This is a genomic window from Streptomyces sp. TRM49041, from assembly GCF_008271805.1.
GTDB lineage: Bacteria > Actinomycetota > Actinomycetes > Streptomycetales > Streptomycetaceae > Streptomyces.
Map to the genome: position 1 here is coordinate 1 of NZ_VSRY01000072.1, position 7,293 is coordinate 7,293.

Annotated in this window: 6 protein-coding genes; 2 read left to right on the plus strand and 4 right to left on the minus strand. The window is 73.9% G+C overall.

Going from position 1 to position 7,293, the window contains the following annotated elements; genetic code table 11:
* The 4 genes from FVS66_RS05050 to FVS66_RS05065 all read right to left on the minus strand — a co-directional run.
* Positions 1–2,388 (minus strand): DUF3488 and transglutaminase-like domain-containing protein (locus FVS66_RS05050; protein ID WP_149179776.1); only part of this gene is annotated, 2,388 nt, incomplete at its 3' end.
* The gene (locus FVS66_RS05055; protein ID WP_149179777.1) at positions 2,385–3,731 is read right to left on the minus strand and encodes a DUF58 domain-containing protein; all 1,347 of its coding nucleotides are present in this window, start codon (positions 3,729–3,731) and stop codon (positions 2,385–2,387) included. The genes FVS66_RS05055 and FVS66_RS05050, both read right to left, overlap by 4 nt.
* Positions 3,731–4,756 (minus strand): MoxR family ATPase, encoded by a 1,026-nt coding sequence (locus tag FVS66_RS05060; RefSeq protein WP_149179778.1) that lies wholly within the window; start codon positions 4,754–4,756, stop codon positions 3,731–3,733. Before FVS66_RS05060 ends, FVS66_RS05055 begins: the two co-directional genes overlap by 1 nt.
* A 207-nt stretch (positions 4,757–4,963) precedes the next feature.
* Positions 4,964–5,515, minus strand: coding sequence for a carbonic anhydrase (locus FVS66_RS05065; protein WP_187645389.1), 552 nt, complete (start codon positions 5,513–5,515; stop codon positions 4,964–4,966).
* Between the two features lie 475 nt (positions 5,516–5,990).
* Here FVS66_RS05065 and rsmH point away from each other — a divergent pair, with 475 nt between their 5' ends.
* Positions 5,991–6,917, plus strand: coding sequence for a 16S rRNA (cytosine(1402)-N(4))-methyltransferase RsmH (gene rsmH / locus FVS66_RS05070; RefSeq protein WP_262386816.1), 927 nt, complete (start codon positions 5,991–5,993; stop codon positions 6,915–6,917).
* A gap of 47 nt (positions 6,918–6,964) precedes the next feature.
* The coding region (locus FVS66_RS05075) for a septum formation initiator family protein (RefSeq protein ID WP_399224894.1) at positions 6,965–7,293 on the plus strand (329 nt) is incomplete at its 3' end.

The window sequence follows — 7,293 nt, forward strand, 5'->3', positions numbered from 1 at the left end:
GCGCAGCTCCGCGGACCAACGGGTGCGGCGGTCCGCCCAGCGCCGCGCCGCGGCCGTGCGGCGCTGCGACAGCGCCCAGACCACCCGCGCCACCGACCGTGGCGCGAGCAGCGCCCGCAGCCGGGCCCCGCGCGACTGCGTGGCCAGCAGTCCCGCACGGACCCGCACGGCGTCCTCCGCCAGCCCGTCCACGCCCCGGGGCGCCGGCGCGTACAGCACCTGCTCGACCGCGCCCGCCACCCTGTGCACCGCCTCGGCGGCCGTGCCCTCCAGCTTCCCCAGCCGGACCAGCCGCTCGGCCGTACCGCGCGCGGTCAGCGACTCGTCCGGAACGATTCCGTGGTCCCAGGCCGTGTCCACGACCTCCTGCCACACCGCCAGCGTCCCGGCCGTCACATCCTCGGCCGCACGCGCCGCGGCCCCGAGCCGCCGGGCCCGCAGCCGCCGCCGCCACAGCATCGGCGTCAGCGGTATCAGGACGACCACCGCGGCCACCGCCAAGGTCAGCAGCACCCGCCCCAGCGGCAGCCCCGCGTCCGAGGGCGGCTCCGCGCCCTGCGGCGTCGCCCCCTCGCACCCCTCCGGCCCGGCGACCTGCACCGCGCAGGTGTCCTGCGGCGAAGGCTCCGTCGACGGCGTCGCCGACTGGTGCGGGGCGGGCTCCGCCTGGCCCGGGTCCTGACCGGCCGGCGCGTCCGGTATGGCGTAGTCCGGGACGGAACCCCGCGACGGCGTGGGCTCGAACCGGGTCCAGCCCACCCCCTCGAAGTACAGCTCCGGCCACGCGTGCGCGTCCTTGATGGACACCGACACCGTGCCGTCACCCGACGGTGTCCCCGGCATGAACCCGACCGCGACCCGGGCCGGCACGTTCAGCGTGCGGGCCATCGCCGCCATTGCGAACGAGAAGTGGACGCAGAAGCCCTTCTTCTGCTCCAGGAACCGGGATATCGCCGCGACACCCGTCCCCGACGACACCGACGTGTCGTACTGGAAGCCGCCCTCCGCCGCGAACCAGTCCTGCAGCCTGACGGCCCGCTCGTAGTCGTTCTTCGCGCCCGCCGTCACCCGCAGGGCCGTGGCCTTCACATCGCGGGGCAGCGCGTCCGGCACGCGCGTGTACTCCCGCAGCAGCGTGCCCGGCGCCTCCGGCGCCGCGGCCAGCTGCTCGGCGGTCGGCCGCACGACCAGGCTGCTCACCGAGTACCGGGCGCCGCTCGTCGTCTGCCCGTCGTCGCCGACGAGCATCCGGCCGACCGGCTCGTACCGCCAGCGCCCGTCGATGTCCACAGCGGTCGCCGGGTACGGCATCGGCAGCCACTTCTGCTCGTACGAGCCTGACGCCGAGATGTTCGTCCGGATCTCCGTGGTGCCGGTCCGGCCGCTCAGCCCGACCGGCGCCGGCAGCCGCTCCGGCACGTCCTCGACGCCGCGCACCGAGGTCTTCCACGCCGTGCCGTCGAACTGGTCCAGCGACACGAGCCGCAGATACAGGCCGGAGCCGTCCTCCGCGTTGCTGCGGTACCGCAGGACCTCCCGGTCCTCCGGCTGGATCAGATTGTCCCGGAGCGACACCAGCGGGTTCACCGCCGAGATCGTGCCTCCGCCGCCCGGCCCGCCGCCGCTGCCGCCCGTGCCCAGCAGGCCGCCGCTCAGGGACGGCAGCGCCGCGGGCACCACCAGCGCGATCCCCAGGGCCAGCGCACCGATCCGCCGCCCCGTACGCAGTGGTGCGGGCGCCGAGCCGTCCGGCGCACCGAACGCCGCCGGGCCGCCCGGCGTCGGCTTGGGGCCGCCGAAGACCCGGCCCCACTGGGCCAGCCGGTCCCGGCCCTCCGCCAGCAGCAGCACCAGATACCCGGAGGCCGCCACCAGGAACCACAGCCAGCTCGCGCCACCGCCGCCCGACAGCCCGGCCGCGACCGAGTACAGCGCGAGGAGCGGCAGCCCGGCCGGGGCCGCGCTGCGGAACGTCACCGCGAGCGCGTCCACCGCGAGCCCGATCACCAGCACTCCGCCGACCAGCATCAGCCGGATACCGTCCGTCGCCGGGGCCGGGATCGCGTACTGCCCCACGTCCTCGGCGCCCGCGGTCAGCAGCGCGCCGAACCGCTGGAACACCGCCGGGGTCGGCAGGAGCCCGGCCACCGCATGCTCCCGCGCGAAGAGCACGGTGAGCAGCACGAGGGCCACGGCGGCCTGGGCCGCCACCGTCAGGGGGCGCGCCACCGGCACCCGCCTGGCCGCCGCGCCCACCCCGCTGACGACCGCCAGCAGCAGGGCCGCCTGGACGATCCAGCCGACCTCGCCGACCAGCGGCAGCAGCGCGCACGCCGCCGCCACCGTGGCGACCAGGGCACACACCGTCAGTCGTCCGCCGCCACTCATGACCAACCCCCGGAGAACCCAGTCGTTCCACCACCGGCCACACCCGGCCCGGCGTCCGTCACGCCCGCGCCGGGCCCGGCGTGCCGCCACAGCTCCGCGAGGGAGTCCCCCGGCCGTACGGCCGACGCGGACCAGCCCGCCTCCTGGAGGTGGCGCACCGCGTCCGACGCCGCCGTGCCACTGTCCCGGACGAACGCGACCGCCGCCCCGCTGCGCCGCCGCATCCGGCCCGCGAGCTCGGCCTGCGCCTCGTCGAGGTCCCCGAAGAAGGCGATCAGCAGCCCTTCGCCACCGGCCCGCAGCACATCGTGGGCGCGGGCCAGCCCAGCCTCCTCGGAGTGGTCGACCACCGCGAGCGTGTCCATCATCAGACCCGCCGTGTCCGCCGCGTCATGGCCCGGCGCGACATACCCGTCGGAGCCGTCGCCCGGCAGCGTGTCGCCGGTGTCCGTGAGCAGCCGCACCGCGTAGCCGCGCTCCAGCATGTGCGTGATCACCGACGCCGCGCCCGACACCGCCCACTCGAACGACGAGTCCGGCCCGCCGCTCTCGTACGCGTCCGCCCGAGTGTCCAGCAGCACCGTGCACCTGGCCTGCTGCGGCTGCTCCTCGCGGCGCACCATCAGCTCGCCGTACCGCGCGGTGGACCGCCAGTGCACCCGGCGCAGATCGTCGCCGTACCGGTACCCGCGAGGGATCACGTCGTCCTCGCCGGCCTGCGCCAGCGAGCGCTGGCGCCCGTCGCCGTACCCCGGCGCCTCACCGGCGAGCCGGACCGGCGGCAGCGGCTCCGTCCGCGGTATGACCGTCAGCAGGTCGTACGCGCTGAACGAGCGGGTCAGCTCGCACATCCCGAACGGATCGCTCAGCCGCAGCTGCAGCGGCCCCAGCGGATAGCGTCCGCGCAGGTCCGAGCGGACCCGGTAGGACACCTCCCGCTTGCCGCCCGGCTCCACCCGGTCCAACACGAACCGCGGCCGCGGCCCCAGCACGTACGGCACATGGTCCTGGAGCATCAGCAGCCCCGTGGGGAGCCGCGAGACGTTGTCCATCCGCAGCCGCACCCGCGTCTCGGCGCCCGCGGCCACCCGCTGGGGGCTGAGCCACCGGCTGCCCGTGACCCGGTAGCGCGTGCGGTACAGCACGGCCACGCACACCAGCGGCAGCGCGGCCAGCAGCAGCCCCACCCGGAGCAGGTCCGGCTGTCCCAGAACGTACGCGCAGGCCGCCGCGGCCACCCCGGCGGCCAGGAAGGAGCGGCCGCGCGTCGTCAGCCCGCCGAGGGCGCCCCGCACACCGCCCTTGACCGCGCCGTCCGGGGCCGCGGGCTCCCCGGCCGCCATCACAGCCGCCGCAGGCCGGGCGGCCGCCGGCCGAAGAACGCGTCACCGGACTGCTGCTGCGCCACGGCCGGTACGGGCGTGCGCTGCAGGATGTCCGTGACGACCTGCTCGGCGGTCCGCCGGTTGAGCTGTGCCTGCGCGGTCGGCAGCAGCCGGTGCGCCAGCACGGGCACGGCCAGTGCCTGCACATCGTCCGGGAGCGTGTACTCACGCCCGCTCAGCGCGGCGGACGCCTTCGCGGCACGCAGCAGGTGAAGCGTCGCGCGCGGCGAGGCGCCCAGTCTCAGATCGGAGTGTGTCCGGGTCGCCCCGACGAGATCCACCGCGTACCGCCGGACCGCGTCGGCCACATGGACCGCGCGGACCGCGTCGATCAGCTTCACGACGTCGTGGGCGTGCGCCACCGGCTGGAGGTCGTCGAGCGGCGACACCGAGCCGTGCGTGTCGAGCATCCGCAGCTCCGCGTCGGCGCTCGGGTAGCCGATCGAGACGCGCGCCATGAAGCGGTCACGCTGCGCCTCCGGAAGCGGATACGTTCCTTCCATCTCCACCGGGTTCTGCGTGGCCACCACCATGAACGGGCTCGGCAGCTCGTACGACTTCCCGTCGATGGTGACCTGGCGCTCCTCCAGCGACTCCAGCAGAGCCGACTGGGTCTTCGGCGACGCCCGGTTGATCTCGTCGCCGATCACGATCTGCGAGAAGATCGCGCCCGGTTTGAACTCGAACTCACGCCGCTGCTGGTCGTACACGGAGACACCCGTGATGTCCGACGGCAGCAGGTCCGGCGTGAACTGGATACGCCGCACGGAGCAGTCGATGGACCGCGCCAGTGCCTTCGCCAGCATGGTCTTGCCGACGCCCGGGACATCCTCGATGAGCAGATGTCCCTCGGCCAGCAGTACGGTCAGCGAGAGCCGTACGACCTCGGGCTTGCCCTCGATCACACCCTCCACCGACCGGCGGACCCGCTCCGCTGTGGTGGTCAGATCCGCGAGGCTCGCTCGATCGTCATAGGTCGTCACCCGGCCCTCCTCGGCCCTTCGTCCATGGGCCGGTGCATGACGGACGGCACGGCCCACCCAGAAACACGGACACCACCTGCGGAGCGCCTTCCCGGCGTTCCGCAGGAGGTGTCACTCCCGCATTCTTGTTGGCGTACAGCCCGGTGTCACTCGGCTGTGGATAACCGCGGGTGATATGTCAGGGGTTCGGCGTGTTCAGTCCGCGGCTCAGCGGGCCGTGGCCTTCGGGTCGACCTCGCGCATCAGGCCCGTGCTCACGTCGAAGACGAAGCCCCGCACGTCGTCCCGGTGCGTGAGGAACGGAGAGGTGCGCACCCGCTGCATCGACTGGCGCACGTCCTGGTCGACGTCCCGGAACGCCTCCACCGCCCAGGTCGGACGCTGCCCGACCTCCTCCTCCAGCTCGTCGCGGAAGCCCTCGGTGATCTTCTCCAGACCGCAGCCGGTGTGGTGCACGAGCACGATGCTCCGGGTGCCCAGGGCCCGCTGGCTGATGGTGAGCGAGCGGATCACGTCGTCCGTGACCACGCCGCCCGCGTTGCGGATGGTGTGGCAGTCGCCCAGACTCAGCCCCAGCGCGGCGTGCAGGTCGAGACGGGCGTCCATGCAGGCGACGACGGCCACCTTCAGCACAGGTCGCGCGTCCATCCCCGGGTCGGTGAACTCCGCGGCGTAGCGGCGGTTCGACTCGATGAGGCGGTCGGTGACCGTCTCGTCCGGGAGTTCCGAGGCGGTCGGGAGATGCGCGGAAGTCGACATAGCTACGACGTTAATGGGCACGACCTCGGCGGGCTCGCTGTGAGATGGGACAAAGAGCGTCAATGAGGCCCGTTGTGAGGTAACCCACAGAGGCGAGAAGAGCGCGGCCGGGCGGGTGATCTGTCCCGGTTGGTCCGCCCGCGCGGGCCCCCGGGGCGACGCGCTGGCCGGTTGATTGACCGTGCGGGGGAGTGGACTAGAGTGGCGCGAAGTTCACGGAGACATTGAGCGAATTCCGAGCGATTTCCGCGGTTCTCCTCCGCGTGTGCGGCGGCATGTACGGCTCGGCCTCCTCCGCTCGCCGGTCGGCCGACGCCCTCTCCGGCGCCGGGGGTCCGGCGGTACGTACGCCGCGCCGGACCTGAGAGGGCAGATGACAGGGCGCGATGGGGGTGCCGCCGGAGCCGATCCGGTGGAGCTCCCCGACAAGGACGACGGCGAACGGCCGGACGGGAACACCCGGCATGTCCCCGTGATGCTCCGGCGGTGCCTGGATCTGCTCGCCCCCGCGCTGGACCGGCCCGGCGCGGCCGTCGTGGACTGCACCCTCGGCCTCGGCGGCCACAGCGAGGCCCTGCTCACCCGGTTCCCCGAGGCACGGCTGATCGCCCTGGACCGGGACACCGAGGCCCTGCGGCTCTCCGGAGAGCGCCTCGCCCGGTTCGGCGACCGCGCCACGCTCGTCCACGCCGTGTACGACGAGCTGCCCGACGTGCTCGACCGGCTCGGCGTCCCGCGCGTCCAGGGCGTCCTGTTCGACCTCGGTGTCTCCTCCATGCAGCTCGACGAGGCCGACCGAGGCTTCGCCTACGCCCAGGACGCCCCGCTCGACATGCGCATGGACCAGTCGACCGGCATGAGCGCCGCCGAGGTCCTCAACACCTACCCGCCCGGCGAGCTGGTCCGGATCCTGCGCGCGTACGGCGAGGAGAAGCAGGCCAAGCGGATCGTGTCGGCCATCGTGCGGGAGCGCGAGAAGGCGCCGTTCAGCCGCAGTGCCCGCCTCGTCGAACTCATCCGCGACGCTCTGCCGCAGGCCGCCAAGCGGACCGGCGGCAACCCCGCCAAGCGGACCTTCCAGGCCCTGCGGATCGAGGTCAACGGCGAGCTCGCCGTCCTGGAGCGGGCCATCCCGGCCGCCGTGCGGAGGCTCGCCGTCGGCGGCCGCATCGCCGTCCTGTCGTACCACTCGCTGGAGGACCGGCTCGTCAAACAGGTCTTCGCCGGCGGCGCCGCCACCACGGCGCCGCCCGGTCTGCCCGTCGTCCCCGAGCAGTACCAGCCCCGGCTCAAGCTCCTGACCCGAGGCGCCGAACTTCCCACCGAGGAGGAGGTCGCCGAGAACCGCAGGGCGGCGCCCGCCCGGCTGCGCGGCGCGGAACGGATCCGGGAGGACGTGTGACGAAGGCAGGACCCCTGAAGGGGCGTGCGGCCAGGCTTGCCCGGCTCATGCCGTCCGGGCCGAGCACCGCCGCCCGCACCCCCTTCGTCCTGCTCGTCGTCGTCCTCCTCGGCGGGGGCCTGATCGGGCTCCTGCTGCTCAACACCTCCCTCAGCCAGGGCTCCTTCAAGCTGAGCGAACTGCGGAAGAAGACCACCGAACTCACCGACGAGGAGCAGGCGCTCCAGCGGGACGTCGACGCCCGCTCCGCCCCCGACGCGCTGGAGCGCCGGGCCCGCGAACTCGGCATGGTGCCCGGCGGCGGCCCCGCGTTCCTGGAGCCCGACGGCACGGTACGGGGCATGCCGAGCCCGGCCCCCAGGCCCCCCGCCTCCCC